Here is a 20,252-nt window from a genome sequence, read left to right on the forward strand (position 1 = left end):
TTTGTATATTTTTGATGATATCATAGAAGATTGTACTTGTCAATATACAATTAAATTTTTCACAAGCAAGTATATACGCTGTATTTTATATTTTTTTCAGTTTATTCTGAATTTTTTCGGTCGATTTCTGTCGTTTTTCTGAATCGTATTTTCATTTTTTCCAACATATGGTACAATATCGTTAACAAAATCTTTATACTTTTTTCACAGAAAGGAGCTTCTATGTTTGACCTTGATTTTATCCTTAAAGCACTGTCCATTCTTGTTCCTGTCCTGTTGGTCATCATCATCATAACCCAGGGCTATGTAAAGGCGCCGCCGGATCACGCCTTCATCATCTCCGGCCTGCGCAAGCAGCCCCGGGTCCTTATCGGACGGGCGGGCATCAAGATCCCATTCTTTGAGCAGATGGATAAATTATACCTTGGACAGATAACCGTTGACATTAAGACGGACGAATACATCCCCACCAACGACTTCATCAATGTCATGGTGGACGCGGTTGCCAAGGTCCGGGTTGCCGATGATGACGGGCGGATGAAACTGGCCATGAGGAACTTCCTGAACAAGGAACCGGCAAAGATTGCGGCCGACCTCCAGGATTCCCTCCAGGGCAATATGCGTGAGATCATCGGCACCCTTACCCTGAGGGCCATCAATACGGACCGTGATTCCTTCTCAGACCAGGTAATGATTAAGGCTTCCAAGGACATGGAGAAGCTGGGCATCGACATCCTTTCCTGTAATATCCAGAATGTCACGGATGAACACGGACTGATTCAGGACCTTGGTATGGATAACACCTCCAAGATCCGTAAGGACGCATCCATTGCAAAGGCGGAAGCGGAAAGGGATATCGCCATTGCCCAGGCAGCGGCGGATAACGCTGCCAATGACGCCAGGGTAATTGCCGAGACAGAGATTGCCCAGAAGAACAACGAGCTGGCCATTAAGAAGGCCGAACTCCAGAAGGCGTCTGACACCAAGAAGGCGGAGGCGGACGCTGCTTACGAAATCCAGAAGCAGGAACAGCAGAAAACCATCCAGACCGCCACGGTCAATGCCCAGATTGCCAGGGCTGAGCGCGAGGCGGAACTGCGCAAGCAGGAAGTACTGGTTCAGCAGCAGGCGCTGGAAGCCGAGATTAACAAGAAAGCGGATGCCGACCGTTATGCCATCGAGCAGGCGGCTGCAGCCGGACTGACCAAACGCCAGCGTGAGGCGGAAGCCAAGAAGTACGAGCAGGAGCAGGAAGCCCTGGCCAAGAAGGCCCAGGCCGATGCGGAGCAGTATGAGCGCGAGAAAGACGCGGAAGCCCAGAAAGCCATAGCAGAAGCACAGAAGTACTCCATGGTCCAGGAGGCAGAAGGTATCCGCGCCAAGGGTGAAGCGGAAGCCACGGCCATCCGTGCAAAGGCGCTGGCTGAGGCCGAAGGTATGGAGAAAAAGGCCGAGGCCTACCAGAAGTACAACAAGGCCGCCATGGCTGAGATGATGATCCAGGTGCTTCCTGAAATCGCAGGCAGGATTGCTGAACCTCTGTCCCAGATTGATAAGATTACCATCATCGGCAGCAGCGGTGACTCGGATAATGGTATCGGCACGGTTGCCGGTAATGTACCGGTTGTCATGGCAAAGCTTTTCGAATCCATGAAGGAAACAACCGGAGTGGACCTGGCGGAAATCATGAAGGCGGATACATACGATGCCAAGGTTACCAGGAACGTCAACCTGACCGGAGCGCCGGATATCGTACTGGGTGCCAATGCTGCATCTGATTCCGTACAGCCTGAAACATAGGATTACATGATGTCCTGGATTGAAGTCATATAAAAAGATTGAAGTCATATAAAAACAAGATGGTGCTGCAGAAACCAGCTTTTGCCGGAACTGCAGCACCACCTTTTTATCTGTCTGGCTGGTCAGTGAAACGTCCAGCTTCATCCTCTTCTGTTTCAGTCCACTCTCCGGTAATGATCCGGTTGTCCTCCGGGTTCCAGAACGTTTCATGATTGTTGTTTTCAGACGGGCTTATGTCTCCCGTTTCCTGGTTCTCCTCCAGATTGCAGGGGCTCTCCATCCCTGGATTTTCCTCCTGCGCATTTTCCTTCCAGCGTATGGTTACCCGGAACAGGTCGTCTTCCACTTCAACCTTCATGGTGCCGCCCTGGACCTCCACGAAGCTCCTTGCAATGGCAAGGCCAAGGCCTGAGCCTTCTGTGTTGCGGGCTGAATCCCCGCGCACAAACCGCTCCGTCAGTTCCTCCGGCGATACATTCAGCTCCTGGGCCGATACATTGCGCATGGATATATTCACATATCCTTCCGGTTCCCGTGCCACCTGGATATAGGCCCTGGTGCCCGGCATGCCATACTTTGCGATATTAACCAGCAGGTTCTCAAAAATACGGTAGGTCTTCTGGCTGTCCAGGTACAGTACTACCCGCCCCTCAGGCAGGTTGAACCGGAACTCAATCCCGCTGGCAGTCATTTTGTCTGACAGTTCAAACCGCACCTGCTTTAACAGGCTGATGATATCCACATTTTCCGGGTGCAGTGTCACGGTGCCGCTGCTGGCCTTGCTTACCTCAAACAGGTCTTCGATGAGCACCTTCAGACGCATGGATTTCTGGTCCAGCACCTGGATATAGGAACTGCGCTCTTCCTCTGTAACATTTTCCTGCTTCAGCAGGTTCACATAGGTGATGATGGCTGTCAGCGGCGTCTTCAGGTCATGGGACACATTCGTGATTAGTTCTGATTTTGTCCGTTCGCTTTTCACTTCCTGTGCAACCGCCTTTTTAAATCCATTCTGGATTTTTGACAGCTGTTCCTTAAATGGATTGAATATGCCCAGATCCTCTTCTATCTCCACATTCAGGTCGCCTTCCGCCATCTGGTTGATACCATCCAGCAGGATCCTGTATTTCTTCTGCATCTGTCCCCAATATTTATTCAGCATGAAGAACAGCACGCATGAGTAGATGACCAATGCGCCGATTCCCCAGAACCAGAGACAGGATATGAGGGTCAGTATGATGAAGTTGCCGATGACCGCCTTGCCTAAAATCCTGGTGGAACGGCTCTCCCAGTCCGTTTCATTGAATACATTAAGCGCATTGCAGCACCAGCGCTTGATGAACCGCAGGAACCTTCCAAGCCAGGTGCGCTCCTTGAAATAACGCCATGGTCCCATTGAGAAGATTGCGCGGTAACACATGATTCCCCAGCAGAAAAGCCCGTATACCACTGCCCAGAACAGCAGGTTGATGACAAGCACCGCTATATCAGCGCTCCAGGAAAGGAATCCGGCCCTGAGGATTTCCTGTTTCAAGGTTCCGTCCAGGGTGGCGGCTATGAGGCTTGACGGTATACCGCCTTCCCCCATTATACTAATCCATCCCACGCCTATAAGGCTCAGGGGTTCAAAGGACAGACGGCAGAGCGCGCTTTTACCCAGGCGGAAGGAACGGACCGCGGGCAGGGCAAGGGCAAGAACCATGAGGATGGCCATCATCCCGCCAGCTACCGTATAGTAACCGCCTCCGTACAGCAGCGCCCGTCCGTTAAGCATCGTGTTGTCCGATGTACTGTAGGAACTGCCGGTAAATGTTTCCGGCACACAGCGGAACATGATTTTTATATTCCTTGGCCCGGTGAACTGCATGCCGCTGTACCGGTAGCTGTCAGACAGGCGGACGGCCAGGGGATCGTAGAATTCGAACCGGCCCATGGCCTGGAGGATCTTGGACGCATCCTGCTCATCCCCGGTAAAGCCCGACACCTTTAGGCTGCCTGTGGAAGTAAATTCTACCGTGAAACCGACTTCCTTTTTAGCGGAATCCAATGGCGTACGGAAAAATTCCCCGGGCTTATTTACATTGCTTCTCTGAAAGCCTCCGTTTTCATCTATTACAGCATAGAAAAGAGAGGAGTTATATCTCTGGTAATACCGCTCCCAGTCCTTACCCAGGGAATCCATCATGGACTGCAGCTCCTGGTAATAATCCAGATTAAACTCAGAGTCCACATAGTCCTGGGCGCCCATGGCCACCTCATAATTTTCCCCATCTTCCGTGTCGGAATCCTGGATCATGACATGGCTGGATGCCACTCCGTATTCTTCTTCCCTGAGCGTCCTGATTTTCTCATCCAGGCCAGGAAGGAAGGTCTGTGAATAAGAGAGCACGCCGCCCTCTTCCTCCTGTTTCTGCTGGTGCCATATCTCATAGCTGAAGTTCATGACCTGGGTTGCCAGGTCGCCGTAATCACTTCCCTGTTCCTGTATCCGCACGGTCCTGTCAGAAATATACTCCTCTGATTTTGCCTTCATATACGGATACAGCCCAATGGTTGCCGCCGATAAGGCCAGAACAGTCAGTACAATTATCAATACGCCGATTTTATGGTTGTTTTTCAATCTTGTATCCAACTCCCCACACCACCTTTACATATTTGGGCTCCCTGGGATTCACTTCAATCTTTTCCCTCAGGTTACGGATGTGTACCATGACCGTATCCGTGTTAATCGCCCGTTCATTCCAAACCCGTTCATATATCTCCTCAGCGGGGAATACACGTCCCGGGTTCTGTATCAGTAACAATAGAATCTTGAACTCAATGGGAGTCACCTTTACCGGTTTGTCATCTACCATGACCTCCACTGTCTCCTCATTGACCTCCAGGCCTCCCAGCCTGTGAATCCTTGGATCCTCAGCCTGTTTGGAACTCAGTCTGTCTAAAAACCTGTGGTAGCGCCTCAGATGTGAGTTAACCCTGGCCAGAAGCTCCATGGGCGTAAACGGCTTTGTGATGTAATCATCCGCCCCCATGTTCAGTCCCAGTATCTTGTCGACTTCCTCTGATTTGGCTGACAGGAAAATAACAGGAAAATCATACTTTTCCCTGAGCTTGGCGGTCATGGTGATCCCATCCATCTTCGGCATCATCACATCCACGATGGCAAGGTCAATCTCGTTGTCCTCCAATGCCTTAAGCCCTTCCAACCCGTCAGCTGCCTGGAATACCACATATCCCTGGCTCTTTAAAAATATCTCAACGCCCTCTCTGATTTCTTTATCATCCTCTACCAGCAGAATCCGGTCCCCACTCATGTACATTTCCTCCTTGTGCATATAATCCTAACAACTAAATCAAAATTTAACCTGCAAAAAATATAAAAGAATTTCTAAAGTCTTATTGTAGCATTCCTAAGGATAATGTTCAACGGGGGGCAGGACGTGTTTGGAAAAATCATTCCATCCCCCCTGTAATGCAAAACACGTAATTTGAAAGACTTTGTTATTTATTTAATTAAATTGACAAATACTTCTGCCAATGATATGGTTTTTATATTCAATAATAATAATTACTGTTATTTATTTAGCAAAGAAACGGTAAAGGAGGTATTTCATTGAGTACATATGTTATAACAGGCGGTACCACAGGCATCGGCGCTGCAACCCGCAAGCTGCTTCAGGCACAGGGACACGAGGTGTTCAATATTGACTTTAAAGGCGGCGACTACCTGGCCGACCTTTCCACGCAGGAGGGCCGCCAGGGCGCCATTGACGAGGTTTTCAGGCGATACCCCGATGGGATTGACGTCCTGATCTGCAACGCAGGCGTGGGACCCACGGCGCCGCCCCAGATGATATTCGCACTGAACTTTTTCGCAAGCGTGCGGATTGCGGAAGCCCTGCGCCCCTTGTTAAAGAAAAAACGCGGAAACTGTGTCATCACCTCATCCAACTCCATTACCAACATGACCGTGCGCATGGACTGGGTGGATATGCTGTCCAATGTAATGGACGAGGAACGGATCCTGGAATTTGTCAAGGACATTCCCCGCACCCAGACTGCTTCCTGCTATAGCTCATCCAAGCACGCTTTGGCGCGCTGGGTCCGCCGTATATCCCCATCCTGGGCAGTGGACGGGCTGCGCATCAACTCCGTTGCCCCGGGCAACACCACCACTCCCATGACCCAGAACATGACCGATGCCCAGATGGACGCCGCCTTATTGATTCCCATTCCGACCCGCTACGGCAGAAAGGAATTCCTGGACGCGGAAGAGATTGCCAACGGCATCGTCTTCCTTGCATCCCCCATGGCCAGCGGCATTAACGGCGTCATCCTGTTCGTGGACGGAGGCATCGACGCACTGCTGCGCTCAGAACGTTTCTAATTGTAAGTGAGGAGGATAATTATATGACAATATTAGAACAATACATTGACTGTATGCAGAAGGGGGATGAAACCGCCCTGGCTGATTTATTCAATGAATACGGGGTCCTTCACGACTCTTCCGTATACAAGGCCGGCATGGATACCATCCACCTGGAAGGCAGGATGGCCGTGGAAATGATGTTCCACCACAAATTCGGTTTTAACGGCGGACCCTTCCCGATCCACAGCGTGAAATACGTGGATGACAATACCGTATGGTACTTCATCACCTATCATGAGCACGTTGTCCCGGTGACCGCGTTTCTTTCAGAGGTGGATGAAAAGGGGAAGATTAAGAGGCTGAATATTTATCCGCTGTAGGCGGGAATCCATGGGCAGGGGACAGACGTAATACACGTGTCCCCTGCCCCGGTTCAGTCAGAATCCGGATTCCATTTCCATTTTATTTTGTTATTATATCTCATTTCTGTACCATTTTCTTAACGGTTCCCTCCAGGTCCAGAAGGAAATAAAGTCCGTCCTGGCACATGTAGTATTCTTTTTCCATCCAGAGTCCTGTCTCGGATTTCTCCGGGCCTTTAATCTGGTTGTCCGGGGTTGCTTCTGTCAGGAACGGTTCCTGGTCCGTAAGGATTCCGAAGCTGTATTTTTGATATTGAAGGATGACGATGATATTCTTTTGTTCTTCCCCTTCCTTAGGAAGCCCAGGCTCCTCCAGATACGCAATTGGGACAACGGTTCCCTTGTAGTTGCAGACCCCGGCAAAATACGCGGGCAGGCAGGGGATGGGGGACATCACCATGTCCTTGCATATCTCCTTGATATAGGGGAATTCGATTGCGCACCTCCTGTTCCTTCCGGGTATGCAGAGTACGGTCTTAGTGTTTTCTGACGGCATTTTTCCCCTCCTTCTGGTACAGGTCAATGATTATCTCCGTGTCCAGGGCCGCACAGACATGGCCGCTTCCCATGATACTGCAGCCGCAGATTCCAGTCCTTCCCCTGAATCCGTTTCCAAATAATGGCGGAAGTGCCTTGATTACAATCCGCTTCTGTCCGTAAATGGAATCCATGATGATGCACCCTTCCTGTTCAGCCCCTTTTACGTAAACAAGTACAGCCCGTTCCGGTGTGTGCCCCGGAAGGGAATAGAAGCATCGCAGGTCCACAAGGGGCACCAGCCTGTCCTCATACAGGATATAATCCCGCCCGCTGATTTCACGGGTCGTATCCTTTACCGTGTTGTAGTCAAGGAAACGGTATACGTGACGGGCAGGCAGGGAAAAGCGGTAGTCCCCCACCTTAAACCTGACGCATTCCATGGAGGCCAGGTTTAAGGGGACCGCAATGGTAAAGGCGCTTCCCTCGCCTTTTTTGCTTTTGATGTACAGGTTGCCGCCCACCTCGTCCATGATGTTCTTGACCACGTCCAATCCCACTCCGCGGCCTGAATATTCGGTTACTGTTTCATTGGTTGAGAAACCGGGTACCAGCAGGACGTCCCTGATTTTCTGGAAGTCACTTTCTTCCTGGTTTCCGTCCATCAGGCTCTTTTCCCTTGCCTTTTCCCGAACCTTATCCTCATCAATTCCCTGTCCGTCATCACTGATGGTCAGCCGCAGTTCACCTGCCGTGTTCTCAGCCGTAAAGGTTATCTTACCTTTACTGTCCTTTCCGGCTGCCTCCCTCTGCTCAGGAAGTTCTATCCCGTGATCCACGGCATTGCGCACAATATGCAGAAGCGCTTCCGATACATAGTCCACAACGCTTTTATCAGCTTCCACATCCGCACAGCGCACGACCAGCTCTGCTTCCTTTTTCTGGTCGCGGCAGATGTCCCGCAGGGCCCGCTTCAGTTTTGGCAGTATCCTGGCAACCGGCACAAGCCGCATTTCCATGACGGAGCGTTCAATCTGGCTGACCAGAAGGCTGATCTGATGGGCCGTCCCACTTTCAATTTCATCCAGCCCGCGCCTGCCAAGTTCTGTCTCCAAAGTCTGCATATGAAGCAGCAGCTCCGCTGCAATGTTCTGTAGGAGGTCCAGACGTTCGGTGCGCACCTCCATGAAATCCCCCTCCAGGGTTTCCTTATCCCCGTTTTCCTGTGCCTCCCTCTCTTCCCCATCCTTCTGCTTCACGGTATCCGCGGCGCGGCTGTCCGCCACCACCCTGCACCGTGCCACGAAAAGTCCTTTTTCCAGGGTATCCAGGACCGCTTCCTTATCATTGGCCTCAAAGCGGATGTATAGGCCGTGCTTCCCGATATATTCCGCGCTTTCCCCCGGACTTTCCAGGTTCTCAGGATAGGTCTCAATCAGGGAACAGAGACCGGATATGGACCGGACCAGCATGAATGCCCGGATGTTCTCCATACGGCATCCTTCCTCCAGGGTCACATTGGCCACGATACCGCTTTTTGATTGGAATATCTCCGGCAGCTGGGGCAGTTCCTCCGTTTCTTCCTTCCCCGCCGATTCCTGTAACACTTCTTCCTGCTGTATATTATTTAATAGGTTCAGAAATGCATCGGTCTTTTTTTCTATATCCGATGTATCCCGTGGGGAATATTCCGCCCGGGTCATCTGTTCCAGCTCCTGCTCAATAAAATCAGAGGCGGAAAACAGCAGGTCAAACAGACTGGAATCCGGGGCTTCCAGCCGTTCCGGATGCTCCCTGTAATAGGAGAACAAATCCTCCAGCTTATGGGCCATGGAGGACAGACCTCCAAGCCCCATCATGGCAGAGGAACTTTTTATTGTATGCATGACCCTGAAAATGCTGCGAATATCATCCTCGCCAAAGTACCCGGTCCGTTCAGCTTCTAAAAGGATATCTGCCATCTGGCTGTTGAGCTGCCTTGTCTCAAGAAGATAAACCTCCAGCATTTCCCGGGCATCCGAATCAAAATATCCCATAATATGCTCCATCCATTATAAATCCTCAAACCAGACGCTCTGGTTCTTACCGTTCCTTTTGCCGTAATACAATGCTTTATCCGCACAGCTTATGCATTCTTCCAACGCCTCATGCGGTTTGAATACATGAAGCCCCAGGGTTATGGTGCAGGAAAACCACTCTTTTCCATAAGGGACCACAAACTGTTCCACCTGCCTGCGGATTCTTTCACAGATGTCAAATGCCTCATCCACCGTGACATTGAACAGGATGATGAGGAATTCCTCCCCGCCCCAGCGGACCACCCTGTGTTCGCGGCAGTTGCTTTCCAGGATATTGGCAATGCACACAAGGGCCATATCCCCTGCATCATGGCCATATGTATCATTTACGCGCTTAAAATCATCAATGTCCACCATGGCAAACACGGTTTCCACCGCCTCTTTTCCACAGCTTCGCATGTCCTCCAGTAAATCGCCCACAACATAGCGGCGGTTATACAGTCCTGTAAGCCCATCCCTGTAAGCCATGTAGTTCAGTTTCTCCATGCTGTTGCGCAGCTCCCTGTTCTGGCGGTCCAGTTCGTCCTTCTGCTTTTTCTGAAGAAGGTGGGCGTGGATCCTGGACTGCAGCTCCGCCTTCACAAATGGTTTCTTGATATAATCACATGCGCCCACAGAGAATCCCCTGACCACATCCTCATCACTGGATTTGGAGGTCAGGAAAATAATGACCGCATTTTTCTGGTCCGCCTCCTTAAGTGTACCGTAAAGCTCGTAACCGTCTGCATCCGGCAGTACCACATCTAAAAGGATTAAATCCGGCTGATGCTGTTTTATCTGCTCCACTGCCTCCTGGCCCGTATGCGCTTCACAGATATTGATGTCTTCCTCCTTCAGTGCCAGTCTTATCTGATTGCAGATTAAAAGGCTGTCATCCACAATCAGCACGGTCTGTCTGCCGTCATTTTCCATATACATAAACCTACCTCCTGGTTTTAAAGCATGATATCCGCATGCCTTACCGTACTTATTTTAAGCGTCCCATCCCCTGCGTGAAAGGAAATGGTCCTGCCATAGTTTCTTCCTGTGTCCTGGGCCGTCAGCTTAATGCCCTCCTGCTCCAGGCTGCATCTTACTGCCTCCACATTCCTCTGGCCGATATCCATGGTATTCCCGGATGTTTCAAACATCCTGGCGCCTCCTGCAATCTTGGCTGTCATCCTGCCCTTCCTGGCTCCGTGGCGCTCCATTTCCCGTATCAGTTCACGTACGCCCTGGTCCGCAAACTTATACAGGTTCGTTTTATCTGCAGCATACTCCGTGCAGGGCAGGATGACATGGGCCATGCCCGCTATGTGTTCCTGCCAGTCATAAAGGCAGACCCCCACACAGGACCCAAGGGCATAAGAAACCAGCACCTGGTCTCCTTTTGCAATTTTTCCTTCTGCAATCCCTACAATAATCTTATCCATGTCATTACTCCCTGAGCCTATGCAGCATTTTACCCAAATCTTCCTGCTCCGGAAGAAACAGGATTGTTCCCTTAAATGCCCTGCCCGACATATGGAACATATTCTCTATCAGCAGTATGTCATCGCCCGCAATCACCCACTTGGTCATGGGATAGCTGAGGATGGCGCCGCCCATATCAATGCACAGTTCCGGGACCGATACATCCATTTCCATGTTCATGAACCGGGACAAGGCCCTGATATAAGAACCGCACATGATATTGCCCATCTCGCAGATAAGCGACCGCTCCATGTCATCCAATGCCATGAGGTCCCGCTCTCCCTGTCCAAGGATTGCGCTGAGCACTGATTTTGTAAATGTTTCGCTGAGCAGGAAAAGGAAGATTCCTTTCAGCTGTCCGGTGACCTCCACAAGGATTCCTGTCTGGGGCTCATCGGGCCTTTCCAATATATCATATACATCCTGGTATCCCATAATCCTCAGGACCGGCACCTCAAGTTCGACGGGCTGCTCCATCATCTGTGCAAGGGAGGTTACCGCGTTGCCTGCGCCCACATTGCCGATTTCCCTCAGTATATCCCTTGATATCTCGTCCATCTCCCTGTAATGGTCCATTATCATACCTCTCTTTATCATTCCTATAATTCGAACTTCCCTACCAGTTCCTTAAGGATCTGGGCCTGGGCTGAAAGTTCTTCGCTTGCGGCAGCGCTTTCTTCCGAGGTTGCGGAATTCCCCTGGACAATCTCTGAGATAAGCTCCACGCTCTTCCGGACCTGTGCAATGGCCTCTGCCTGCTGTACGGACACCTCTGAAATCTGATCCATTTTCCGGTTCACCCTGTGGGCGCCTTCCACTGATTCCTTTAAGGTGCGGGCCGTTATGTTCACCGCGTCCACGCCGTTCCTGGCCGCATCCGAATTCTTCTCAACCAGTTCCGCCGTAAGCTTGGATGCCCCTGCTGCCTTTGTCGCCAGGCGCCGTACTTCCTCTGCCACCACGGCAAAGCCCCTGCCTGCCTCCCCTGCCCTCGCAGCCTCCACAGAAGCATTGAGCGCCAATATATTAGTCTGAAAAGCGATATCTTCAATCTGGCTTACTATCTCTGTAATCTCTCCCGAGTTCTTCTTTACCTGTCCGATGGATTCCATCAGGGCTGCCATCTGGGCATCGCAGGCCTCCAGTCCATGTCCCACGGAAGCTGCAAGCTGGCTTGAAGCCACTGCACTGTCCGCATTCTGCTTCACACTGTCTGCAATCTCGTTGATGCTCACTGCCAGTTCCTCCACGGAACCAGCCTGTTCCGAAGCCCCCTGGGCCAGGGCCTGGGCATTGTTGGACACCTGCTCAGCGCTCAGTGATACCTGCTCAGCGCTGTTGTTGATCTGCTGCAGGGACTGGCGCAGCAGGCCTCCGATTTCCTTAAGGCCATTGCCGATGGCAACAAAGTCCCCCTTAAATTCCGTTGACGCCTTATAACCCAGCTGGCCGTTCCCAAGAGCTGTCAGGCCCCGCTCCACCTCGGAAATATAACCGGACAGTGCCCTGGCCGTGTGGCGTATATCATCTGCCAGCTGTCCAAGTTCATCCTTGGACCGGTACTTAAGGTCAATGTCCAGCCTGCCGTTGGATATGGTATTGGCCGCCTTCTTAACCTCATTGACGGGACGGACAATATTCCTTGTTATGAGTATGCAGACAAAAACCGTAATCACTATACAAACCAGGGACAGCGTTATGAGCATGAACATGATATGATGGTTGTCCTCATGTCCTGCCGCCAGGCTGTTTTCTGCATCGGCAACGGAAATATCCACGACATCGTTGAGGACGTTCCTCACGATGTTAGCCTGCGGAAGATACCTGCTTATATATGCATCCAGGACTTCCTCATCCTTTCCTGATTCCAGAAGCGCCATCACGGCTTCCCGCTCAACGGACAGCTTGTCAAACTCCGCCTGAAGTTCCTTTACCTTCTCCGGAGCGCTGATATAACCGGTGGTCAGCTCCGCCAACGACACTTCCTCGCTGGCAATCAGCTCCTTTGTCTTATTCAGATATTCCTTTTCATCCACCATATCCTCCGTGGCTGACAGTACGGCTATATTCCGTTCCACCGCCCGGAGGTTTGCTATCATCCTAAGGGAAGACTGCACATTGGCAAACTGGTTATTGTACAGGGTTTCCATCCGTGATGATATGGTCTCGATGTTAGACAGCGCCATGGCAACCGTGATGATATATAAGAGGATGATAAGCATGAATGCCAAAATCATTTTCTTTCCTGTCTTATAGTTCCTGAACCGTTCTCTCATCTTATGCTTCCCCACATTCTTATTGTTTTAAGTAGCAGTTCACAACCTTGCTGAATTCTTCCGGCTTAAACGGCTTCACTATAAAATCCAATGCCCCTGCAAGCACCGCCTTCTGAATCATCGTATCCTGCCCGACCGCGGAACACATGATAACCTTTGCCCCCGGATCCATGCCTATCATTTCCTCAAGCACCTCAAGCCCCGACTTTCCGGGCATGGTAATGTCAAGCAGCACCAGGTCAGGGTGGATCCTGCGAAACAGGTCAAGGGCCTGCTCCCCATCCTGGGCTTCCGCCACATCCTCATATCCGTTTTGTTTCAGGATCCTGCGGATCATACTTCTCATGAACATTGCGTCATCCACTATCAGAATTTTTTTATCCATCTAACCACCCTCTGTTTCTACCTTGTTTTTATATTTTTGTAAACCGCCGGATATACCGCTTTCAGCCCTGTCTCATCCGCTGCCAGCAGTTCCGCGTGCCCTACCAGCAGGTATCCGCCCGGCTTCAGGCACTGTTCCAGCTGCCGTATGAGCCGTCCCCTGGACTGCCTGTCAAAATAAATCATCACATTCCGGCACAATATCAGGTCATACTTATCCGCTCCCGGAGGCTGCTCCATCAGGTTATGCCGCCTGAAACGGATATTATACCGGAGCCGTTCATCCACGGCAAATGTATTCCCGTCCCGCACATGGCAGTATTTGCGCTGCCATGGTCCGGGCAGGCTTTCCAGCTCCTTCAGCGGGTATATCCCCTCTTCTGCTTTTTTCAGGGCTTCCCCGGAAATATCCGTGGCCGTTATCCGGATTCCCGGCATCCTTGTGCCCCTTTCCCTGTAATCCTGGACCAGCATGGCTACGGAATAAACCTCTTCCCCGGTGGAACACCCTGCGCTCCATATATTGCAGATTCCCATGCCGCGGTCCTCAAACAGGTCCGGCAGGATATCATTATACAGCGCGGAAAAATGGGCCGGCTCCCGCATGAAATATGTATAATTAGTGGTGATGCGGTTAATCATCTCACCCGCCATCTCACCTGACCTGTCATTCCTCATCTGTTCCATATACTGGGTAAAAGAGGTGAGCCCTCTTTTCTCCATCTCCCTGGCCATCCTGCATTCAATCAGCACCTGTTTCTTTTCCAGGTTGATTCCGTAATTTGACCGTATATATGATACAATCTCTTCAAATTCCCTGTTGTTCAGTCTTATCACTACACTTCTCCCATATTCCCGGCATCACATGAACCAGTCCTTCTGAATGGATGGATTCCTCTCCTGCCGGTTCTCCTGCAATTCCCCAGCGGGATTCCTGCTGTCCATTCATGATGACCGCGCAGACAGGCTCCCCGTCCCCTATGCGGCGGATAACCACCGGCATGTCTTCATGGAACAGGATGCCCAGGATATCCTGTGGCGCTCCCGGCACCCCATATATACGGGGATTGAGGATGATTTCCTTAATACAGCCCTTTTCCACATATATCTCCCTTAATCCATCCCGGACAATCACAAAATCCATTAATCAACACCTCTTTCATCACGCAAAGCAGTCTGGAAACCAGCCGGTTCCAGCACATATGCCAGTATCCTCCCGCCCTCCGTTCCGTCAAGAAGCGCCATGGCGCTTATGTACCGGTTCATCTGGCTCTTAACTTCCCCGGGCAGTTCCCATATCTGCTCCTTTAAAACCTGCACAAGCCCGGTTATCCCTTCAGCCCGAATGCCAGCCTTTCGTTCCCCGCATTCCACAGTCACCATATAGGGTCTGCTGTCCTGTCCCTCCGGCAATCCGGTCAATACGGCTTCCGGCAGTTCCGGGTCCGCTTCATCTGCCGCAGAAACCCGGCCTATCCATTCAAGGGGAAGAAGAAAATGAAACCCGGACAAAAAAAAGAGCATGTATGACTCTGTCAGACCATTCATACCATTCTCCTTTCCAAGCTTTTTAGTTAACATTCCTTCTTAACATATTGTTTATATTCTAACATATATGGAAGAGATTTACTATATTGAAAGTACAGAAAAAGAACCAGGAGCATGATTTTTCCTGATTCTGTAACATTTCCTGATTGAATTTTATGGCCGGAACCGCACAGGCTCCACCTCCGGCGTCAGGGGTTCCATACGGTATTCCGGGAACTGGCTTATCAGCTGGTCCAGACAGAGGGATGTGCTGTGGACGATATCATGGCCCAGAAGGACCACCTTCCGCCTTCCCATCATGGTCTTTTTAGCATTGTCAAGCAGTTCCTCAGGGCTTGATTTCCTGAGGGCGTCATCCAGGCTGGCATTCCAGTCAAAATAGATGAATCCCCTGGCGTCCATGGCTGCTATGATATCGCTGTAAACTTCCCGGTTATGCGAATTAATGCTTCCTCCAGGAAACCGGTACAGCCTTGCCTTCTCCCCCGTCACCTCCAAAACAGCCCTGTATGCCTTGTCAAAGTCCTCCAGATAGCTGTCCACACTCTCATAAAGGGCTTCATAATCATGCCTGTAACAGTGGATTCCTATGGTATGCCCCTCCGCCACTATCCTTTGGGCTGTCTCCGGATGTTTCAGGACATTTTCCCCCACCACGAAAAATGTTGCCTTTATATTCCGGTTTTTCAGTACGTCCAGGACCGCGTTTGTATTCTCTTCCGACGGGCCGTCGTCAAAGGTCAGATACATGACGTTCTGGGGGAGGACATCGTCCGGGACGGATGGGGTGTCCGGGGTGATGGAACTGTCCAAGGTGGCGGAACCATCCGGGGTGGATAGGGTATCCGGCGTGTTGGTATTACCCGAGGCGGATAGGGGGGCCGGGACGGATGGAACGCCGGGGACTGCCTGGGTTATATCCGGCTTCAGTACACTGCCTGGATTTCCAGCCTGGTATAGATACCCTGTCACTATCTGCAGGACATCCCCGGCCAAGGGAACCGGATATACCATGAATCCGTCATTTCCACCCTTCTCCCCGGTTGCTCCTTCCGAAACCATGCTGTTCCCAATGAGCCTGTCAATTCCCGGGAACTCCAGCCGGACGGCAAGGAGCACCGCCAGGACAGACAGAATGCCCGCCGCCGCGGTTGACGCGGTAAACAGGATGTCCATCAGACTTTTCCTGCGCCTTCTTTTCCATCTCCGTTTACCGGGGTATGGATATCTTCTGTACATAATGGCTGCCCCTTTCATGCAAAAACTCCTGTGTAAGTGGAAAGCAGGTACAGGATAATCCCATACCCATGCCCCACAGCCCATCCTTCTGCGGGACACCATCCATCTTACACAGGAGCGGCATCATAATACCATCATTTTTGCATCATAGTTGCATCATTTGGATATTTTCAAAAAGAATTCATTGATTCCTTCATAGAATCCCACGGTGACAATGGTCGTCTCCCCTGCCGGGCCAGGGCATGCATATTTCTTAAAATAAGGAGTGGTCTCCATCAATGGGTTGGCCTCCTCATAGGGCTGGGGCTGCAAAAGCCCCATGTAGCTGCACCAGGTTTCCATTATCCTGTCCGGATCCATTTCCTCCCAGCGGCGCGGGGTCCTGACGTAAAACTCGTACATTTTCCCATCATCCGCATCAATGTATGCGTTTATCAGATGGTTTTCCTTGTCCGCATTCTTCTGGATGTTTGACATTTCCATCTTCCATACCGCTACGTTATTGCGCGGCTCCAGCACATCAATGGCAGAGTAGAGGACCGCGTCATACGTCCCTGCATCCACATCCTTTACCGTATCCGGCAGTATGCCAAGCTCTTTCAGCGCCGCCAGTCCCTGGTTGCAGGTGCTGTATATCTGGGCATCCGTGATTTCTTCACCGGAAGGCCCTCTGTGGTTTACAACAAATGCATAATTCCCTTCCAGCTCCCCATATCCCGCTTCCGTATTGCTTCTGGTGACTGCATACTGTTCGCTTTCAGGCAATACCTGGCTGCTCAGGCTTTCCGACAGGATATAGAGCTTCTCACCGCGGCTTAAGGTATAACGGTACCCCTCCCCTTCCTCCTGGGCATCCACCTGGTGCACCGCACCCAGCACCGCCCGGTCCCGGTACCTGGCAAACAGTTCAGGACCAGCTATGGACAGGGCCATGACAAGGACGGTAAACAGGATCAGGAGCAGGTTTGTCATTATCTTTCTCATCTCATCCCTCCTCCGGACGGGCCGGAAGCACAAAGCCCATGCTGGTGCCTTTCCCCGGTTCACTTTCTATCTCCAGACGGCTTCCATGCAGAAGAAGGATTTCCGCGCACAGGGCCAGCCCAAGTCCTGCCCCGTTCCTGCTTCTTGAACGGGACTTATCCACCATGTAAAATGCCTTTGTGATTTTGTGTTGTTCCTCCTTGGGGATTCCTACCCCATGGTCCTTTACTTCAAACCGGTACCCGTCCTTCTGAAGACGGCCATAGACTTCAATGAGTCCGTCTGCCTCCGATGCCTTGCAGGCATTGTCAAGAAGGTTCATGAGTACGGATTTAATCAGGTTTGCCTCTGCCCACACAAATCCTTCATCGTAGTTGAAATATATTTTCGCGCTCTTATTCAGCACATACATATCGTAAAGATAAACAAACAGGGATTCCGCAGAAACCACGGTAAATTCCACTTCGCTGCGCCGGGTGACCATGATGTCCAGCAGACGGAAGGACATGGTTTCCAGCCTTTTACCTTCCGTATAGATATAGTTGGCCGACATGAACTGCTTTTCCTCATCCAGCTTGCGGGAGCGCAGCATGTCCGCATATCCGATAATGGAGGTCAGCGGTGTTTTCAGCTCATGGGCAAATGCAGCCACAAAGTCCTCCCTTGCCTGTATCTCGTCCTCCAGCTTCCCGATGTTGTCCTCCAGCGCATTGGCCATCTGGTTAAAGTCCGATGTCAGCTGCCCCAGTTCATCGCTGCTGACCTTCCTGGCACGGTAATGGTAATCCCCGGACGCCATGCGCTTGGTGGCACGGGTCAGGAGGCGGATGGGCCTGGTCAGCCAGGAGGATATCAGATGCATGATGAAGGTGCCGCATACCAGCATGGCAACGGTCACCTGGCGGTAGACGGAAAAGCCCAGGGCCCGTTCCCGGAACACATCCGATACATCCCTTAAGGTCTCCAGGTAGAGCGCCCGGTCCAGTGCATTGACCATTGTGCCTGCCTGTATGTAGTAGCCGCCATCCAGCTTTATGACCCGGTAGGTCTTGGTGCCGGAGGCTGTCTGGTCCAGGCTTTTGTTGTCAGCGTCAAAACCGATGCTGGCATACAGGACCTGCTTCTGCTCATCAGAAAGGCGCAGCATCCGTCTGGCGCTGTGTCCCCCTGTTTCCAGATTGGAGGCAATCTCGCTAATCGTGTTATCCTGCAGGACATCATATTTGGCCGGCACATTCAGGGCCGCGGTCTCAAATGCAAACCGCAGGATGCTGTTGTCATCCAGCGCCTGTGCCACTTCCCTGTCCATCGCTGTCTCAAACACATAATTCACAAAATAGAATCCGCTGAAGCCAAAGCCAAGGGCCATTACAATCATGGTGCATAACAGCAGTTTCAGTGAAAATTTCATCCTGATACCTCTAAGCGGTATCCCACTTTATAGACTGCCACCAGGCTGTTTTCCCAGCCAAGCTTCCTTCTCAGCCTCTGGACATGCAGATCCAGGGTACGGCTGTCCCCGGAGTATTCTCCTTCCCATACCTTTTCATAAAGGGTTTCCCTGAAAAGGGCAACATTCTTATTCCGTATGAAGAGGACCAAAAGGCCAAATTCCTTATTGGTCAGCACCACCGGCCTTCCCGCCTTGGTGACCATCCGCGCCTCCACATCCACGGTCACATCCCCGGCGCTTAACGGGTGTTCTGTCTTATTATACCGCCTCAAGACCGCCTCAACCCTGGCCGTAAGCTCCACCACGTCAAATGGTTTCACCAGATAATCATCCGCGCCCAGCCGCAGTCCCTTCACCCTGTCCTTCACCTCGTGCTTTGCCGTGATGAAGATTACAGGAATCCCAAGGGGACGTATGTATTCCATGATGTCATAGCCATCGGCTCCCGGCAGCATGATATCTAAAAGGATCAGGTCAAATGCCTCTTCTTCAATCATCTTAAGCGCCGCAATCCCGTCCTGGACCGCAGCGCACTGGTAACCGCTTGCACTCAGGTTCATATCAATCAGATCACAGATCGGTTTCTCATCATCCACTATCAGTATTCTTATCATTGCCCTGTTTTCCACCCCCAATATGCGCGCGCACGCTCCACCAATTCAGACATGGTGTCGGTATCGCTGCATTTTACCGTCTGTTTGATATCCGTATCCTCATAAAAACCAGCCGTCCTCTGGTAATAGACCGAATACCCGCTTTCCACCACGGACTGTCCGCCGCTTCCCTCATAGCTGTAGCTGGCCAGCACCATGATATCCTTCAGTCCGTCGCCGTCAATGTCCTGGCAGCTGATTCCCTTAAGCCCGTAAAGATTCTCATAATCCCCCATGGGCTGGAAGCTCCATACAATATATCCCTGTTCATTGACCAGATAAATCATGAACACGGTATATTCCGCCATGCGGTAGGTGCCAGGCACCACAAAAAGACGGCCCAGCTTCTCGAACTGCCTGGGATAATACTGGTCCGCGGCAATCTCAAAGCCATTGTCCAGAAGTTCCTTCTGGGTGGCTGCGGTGTACAGGAATTCCGTGGAATACCCATCCCGGATAAAGGACGTGATGAACCGGATGCTCTTGTTCATGCCAAAGCGGTTAAGCTGGTCCGACAGCCTGTAATCCCTGTAAAATGCCCCGTTCTTCTGGAACAGTACATCGCCTACTTTGTAAATGCCGGAACCGGCGGACGCCGGCGCTTCCGGATTAACAGGCTGGTCCGCATCCCCATAGCTGCAAGCCGTGATGAGGACAATGTCGGACAGGCCATCGTTATCCATGTCCTGGAAGGAAACCGCTGCCAGCCATTCATTGGGCTGTCTAAGGCTGCCCCTGCGCTGGCTGTTTGTCTCCAGATGGTCCGTCTTAAACACCAGCCGTCCGTCCTGCCCTGCAAAGAACAGGGCCAGCCGCCGGTACTGTGTATCATAAGCCGGGATAAAGGAAACTTCCCCGTGCCCTTTTAGCTCCACAGGGAATATCTGGCCTTCAATTATCTGAAATCCCGCAGGTCCTATGTCATCCTTAACTTCTATGGATTCAAAACGGCGGCAGTAATCCTGGTATTCCCGGGAAGATGGGATATCCGCCGTTCTCCCGGCCCCAAAGGCACGGCTGTCCAATACCGCCACAGACAACGAAAGAATCAGGAGGGCAGGCAAAAGCTTATTCTTTCTGAAAATCAAACGTATCCCTCCACTTCTCTCTTGTAAAA

Annotated in this window: 20 protein-coding genes; 3 read left to right on the plus strand and 17 right to left on the minus strand. The window is 51.4% G+C overall.

The window, feature by feature from the left end; all coding sequences use genetic code 11:
* The first annotated feature begins 222 nt into the window (after positions 1-222).
* Entirely contained in the window at positions 223-1,800 is a 1,578-nt protein-coding gene (locus tag LK536_RS44210; protein WP_025486171.1) for an SPFH domain-containing protein, read from the plus strand.
* A gap of 106 nt (positions 1,801-1,906) precedes the next feature.
* Here the strand turns inward: LK536_RS44210 and LK536_RS44215 are convergent, their stop codons facing one another.
* Positions 1,907-4,432 carry a sensor histidine kinase gene (locus LK536_RS44215; RefSeq protein ID WP_227796296.1) on the minus strand — a complete coding sequence of 842 codons (2,526 nt, stop codon included), beginning with the start codon at positions 4,430-4,432 and terminating at the stop codon, positions 1,907-1,909.
* A complete protein-coding gene (locus LK536_RS44220; RefSeq protein WP_008718823.1) occupies positions 4,404-5,114 on the minus strand; it encodes a response regulator transcription factor in 711 nt (236 codons plus the stop codon). Before LK536_RS44220 ends, LK536_RS44215 begins: the two co-directional genes overlap by 29 nt.
* 299 nt (positions 5,115-5,413) lie before the next feature.
* Here LK536_RS44220 and LK536_RS44225 point away from each other — a divergent pair, with 299 nt between their 5' ends.
* Entirely contained in the window at positions 5,414-6,187 is a 774-nt protein-coding gene (locus tag LK536_RS44225) for an SDR family oxidoreductase (protein WP_008718826.1), read from the plus strand.
* A gap of 23 nt (positions 6,188-6,210) precedes the next feature.
* Positions 6,211-6,549, plus strand: a complete 339-nt coding sequence (locus LK536_RS44230; protein ID WP_008718828.1) for a hypothetical protein — start codon at positions 6,211-6,213, stop codon at positions 6,547-6,549.
* Between the two features lie 100 nt (positions 6,550-6,649).
* Here LK536_RS44230 and LK536_RS44235 read toward each other — a convergent pair whose 3' ends face one another.
* The 15 genes from LK536_RS44235 to LK536_RS44305 all read right to left on the minus strand — a co-directional run bounded on the left by LK536_RS44235 (position 6,650) and on the right by LK536_RS44305 (position 20,223).
* Positions 6,650-7,087, minus strand: a complete 438-nt coding sequence (locus LK536_RS44235) for a chemotaxis protein CheW (protein ID WP_227796295.1) — start codon at positions 7,085-7,087, stop codon at positions 6,650-6,652.
* Positions 7,068-9,104, minus strand: a complete 2,037-nt coding sequence (locus tag LK536_RS44240; protein WP_227796294.1) for a chemotaxis protein CheA — start codon at positions 9,102-9,104, stop codon at positions 7,068-7,070. Before LK536_RS44240 ends, LK536_RS44235 begins: the two co-directional genes overlap by 20 nt.
* 15 nt (positions 9,105-9,119) lie before the next feature.
* Positions 9,120-10,064, minus strand: coding sequence for a GGDEF domain-containing response regulator (locus LK536_RS44245; RefSeq protein ID WP_330507645.1), 945 nt, complete (start codon positions 10,062-10,064; stop codon positions 9,120-9,122).
* A 17-nt stretch (positions 10,065-10,081) separates the two neighbouring features.
* Complete coding sequence (locus LK536_RS44250; protein ID WP_008718832.1) at positions 10,082-10,558, minus strand: chemotaxis protein CheD; 477 nt, start codon at positions 10,556-10,558, stop codon at positions 10,082-10,084.
* A 4-nt stretch (positions 10,559-10,562) separates the two neighbouring features.
* Positions 10,563-11,174 (minus strand): chemotaxis protein CheC, encoded by a 612-nt coding sequence (locus LK536_RS44255; protein WP_120057831.1) that lies wholly within the window; start codon positions 11,172-11,174, stop codon positions 10,563-10,565.
* Positions 11,175-11,197: 23 nt separating this feature from the next.
* A complete protein-coding gene (locus tag LK536_RS44260) occupies positions 11,198-12,874 on the minus strand; it encodes a methyl-accepting chemotaxis protein (protein ID WP_120057830.1) in 1,677 nt (558 codons plus the stop codon).
* Positions 12,875-12,893: 19 nt separating this feature from the next.
* Positions 12,894-13,259, minus strand: a complete 366-nt coding sequence (locus tag LK536_RS44265) for a response regulator (protein ID WP_008718835.1) — start codon at positions 13,257-13,259, stop codon at positions 12,894-12,896.
* Positions 13,260-13,276: 17 nt separating this feature from the next.
* Positions 13,277-14,095, minus strand: a complete 819-nt coding sequence (locus tag LK536_RS44270; RefSeq protein WP_130789736.1) for a CheR family methyltransferase — start codon at positions 14,093-14,095, stop codon at positions 13,277-13,279.
* On the minus strand, positions 14,067-14,402 hold the full coding sequence (locus tag LK536_RS44275) for a phosphoglycerate mutase (RefSeq protein ID WP_227796292.1): 336 nt from the start codon (positions 14,400-14,402) through the stop codon (positions 14,067-14,069). The genes LK536_RS44270 and LK536_RS44275 overlap by 29 nt, the downstream gene beginning before the upstream one ends.
* The gene (locus LK536_RS44280) at positions 14,402-14,806 is read right to left on the minus strand and encodes a hypothetical protein (protein ID WP_025486161.1); all 405 of its coding nucleotides are present in this window, start codon (positions 14,804-14,806) and stop codon (positions 14,402-14,404) included. Before LK536_RS44280 ends, LK536_RS44275 begins: the two co-directional genes overlap by 1 nt.
* A gap of 153 nt (positions 14,807-14,959) precedes the next feature.
* Positions 14,960-16,045 carry a polysaccharide deacetylase family protein gene (locus tag LK536_RS44285; RefSeq protein ID WP_227796291.1) on the minus strand — a complete coding sequence of 362 codons (1,086 nt, stop codon included), beginning with the start codon at positions 16,043-16,045 and terminating at the stop codon, positions 14,960-14,962.
* A 156-nt stretch (positions 16,046-16,201) separates the two neighbouring features.
* Positions 16,202-17,029, minus strand: a complete 828-nt coding sequence (locus LK536_RS44290; RefSeq protein WP_227796290.1) for a hypothetical protein — start codon at positions 17,027-17,029, stop codon at positions 16,202-16,204.
* A 1-nt stretch (position 17,030) separates the two neighbouring features.
* The gene (locus LK536_RS44295) at positions 17,031-18,440 is read right to left on the minus strand and encodes a sensor histidine kinase (RefSeq protein ID WP_227796289.1); all 1,410 of its coding nucleotides are present in this window, start codon (positions 18,438-18,440) and stop codon (positions 17,031-17,033) included.
* Positions 18,437-19,096, minus strand: a complete 660-nt coding sequence (locus LK536_RS44300; RefSeq protein ID WP_227796288.1) for a response regulator transcription factor — start codon at positions 19,094-19,096, stop codon at positions 18,437-18,439. The genes LK536_RS44295 and LK536_RS44300 overlap by 4 nt, the downstream gene beginning before the upstream one ends.
* A complete protein-coding gene (locus tag LK536_RS44305) occupies positions 19,093-20,223 on the minus strand; it encodes a hypothetical protein (protein WP_330507642.1) in 1,131 nt (376 codons plus the stop codon). Before LK536_RS44305 ends, LK536_RS44300 begins: the two co-directional genes overlap by 4 nt.
* Between the last annotated feature and the right edge of the window lie 29 nt (positions 20,224-20,252).

This window comes from Clostridium pacaense (assembly GCF_020709765.2).
In the GTDB taxonomy this organism is placed as follows: domain Bacteria; phylum Bacillota; class Clostridia; order Lachnospirales; family Lachnospiraceae; genus Enterocloster; species Enterocloster hominis.

What these genes read in the sequence shown, in the direction of transcription:
- LK536_RS44260 (WP_120057830.1), bottom strand. Translation starts at nt 12,874, where the DNA reads ATGAGAGAACGGTTCAGGAACTATAAGACAGGAAAGAAAATGATTTTG.
- LK536_RS44230 (WP_008718828.1), top strand. Translation starts at nt 6,211, where the DNA reads ATGACAATATTAGAACAATACATTGACTGTATGCAGAAGGGGGATGAA.
- LK536_RS44235 (WP_227796295.1), bottom strand. Translation starts at nt 7,087, where the DNA reads ATGCCGTCAGAAAACACTAAGACCGTACTCTGCATACCCGGAAGGAAC.
- LK536_RS44220 (WP_008718823.1), bottom strand. Translation starts at nt 5,114, where the DNA reads ATGAGTGGGGACCGGATTCTGCTGGTAGAGGATGATAAAGAAATCAGA.
- LK536_RS44290 (WP_227796290.1), bottom strand. Translation starts at nt 17,029, where the DNA reads ATGAGAAAGATAATGACAAACCTGCTCCTGATCCTGTTTACCGTCCTT.
- LK536_RS44265 (WP_008718835.1), bottom strand. Translation starts at nt 13,259, where the DNA reads ATGGATAAAAAAATTCTGATAGTGGATGACGCAATGTTCATGAGAAGT.
- LK536_RS44280 (WP_025486161.1), bottom strand. Translation starts at nt 14,806, where the DNA reads ATGAATGGTCTGACAGAGTCATACATGCTCTTTTTTTTGTCCGGGTTT.
- LK536_RS44300 (WP_227796288.1), bottom strand. Translation starts at nt 19,096, where the DNA reads ATGATAAGAATACTGATAGTGGATGATGAGAAACCGATCTGTGATCTG.
- LK536_RS44255 (WP_120057831.1), bottom strand. Translation starts at nt 11,174, where the DNA reads ATGGACCATTACAGGGAGATGGACGAGATATCAAGGGATATACTGAGG.
- LK536_RS44275 (WP_227796292.1), bottom strand. Translation starts at nt 14,402, where the DNA reads ATGGATTTTGTGATTGTCCGGGATGGATTAAGGGAGATATATGTGGAA.
- LK536_RS44295 (WP_227796289.1), bottom strand. Translation starts at nt 18,440, where the DNA reads ATGAAATTTTCACTGAAACTGCTGTTATGCACCATGATTGTAATGGCC.
- LK536_RS44245 (WP_330507645.1), bottom strand. Translation starts at nt 10,064, where the DNA reads ATGTATATGGAAAATGACGGCAGACAGACCGTGCTGATTGTGGATGAC.
- LK536_RS44210 (WP_025486171.1), top strand. Translation starts at nt 223, where the DNA reads ATGTTTGACCTTGATTTTATCCTTAAAGCACTGTCCATTCTTGTTCCT.
- LK536_RS44250 (WP_008718832.1), bottom strand. Translation starts at nt 10,558, where the DNA reads ATGGATAAGATTATTGTAGGGATTGCAGAAGGAAAAATTGCAAAAGGA.
- LK536_RS44240 (WP_227796294.1), bottom strand. Translation starts at nt 9,104, where the DNA reads ATGGGATATTTTGATTCGGATGCCCGGGAAATGCTGGAGGTTTATCTT.
- LK536_RS44285 (WP_227796291.1), bottom strand. Translation starts at nt 16,045, where the DNA reads ATGTACAGAAGATATCCATACCCCGGTAAACGGAGATGGAAAAGAAGG.